Annotated in this window: 1 protein-coding gene; it reads left to right on the top strand. The window is 71.0% G+C overall.

All coding sequences use genetic code 11. The annotated features are described in order from the left end of the window. Positions 1 to 71: 71 nt before the first annotated feature. On the top strand, positions 72 to 420 hold a 349-nt coding region (locus M3593_RS24340), incomplete at its 3' end, for a gamma-glutamyltransferase (RefSeq protein WP_353056122.1).

Genomic DNA, 420 nt, shown 5'->3' with positions numbered 1-420 from the left:
CTCGAGGAGCTTGTCGGGGCCGGTGATTCCGCCGGAACGCGCCAGGAGCGCATCGACGCGGCGCGCGTGGCGTGGGCGACCGGCCGTGTCGCACACGCCGCCGCAGACTTCCTCGCGACTCCGCACCGCCATTCTTCCGGCACCGATCACGCGGCGGGATCCGCGCCGATGACTTCGCCTCGTTCCGCGCCGGCTACGAGAAGGGCGTCATCGCAGAGTTCCGCGGTCACACCGTCGTGAAGGCTGGCGCCTGGACGCAGGGTCCTGCCCTCCTCCAGGCACTTCGCATCCTCGAACCCCTGGCCGACACGCGGCTCGACCCCGCCACCGCGGAGGGGGCTCACACCATTCTGGAGACGCTCAAGCTCGCCCTCGCAGACCGGGACGCGTACTTCGGCGATGGAGCCGACCTCTCGCGTC

Origin of the sequence: Mesobacillus sp. MER 48, from assembly GCF_023714225.1 — a bacterium.
Classification (GTDB): Bacteria; Bacillota; Bacilli; order Bacillales; family Cytobacillaceae; genus Mesobacillus; species Mesobacillus oceanisediminis_A.
The sequence above is the reverse complement of the archived record's forward strand: the minus strand, read 5'-3'. Positions and strand labels throughout refer to the sequence as shown.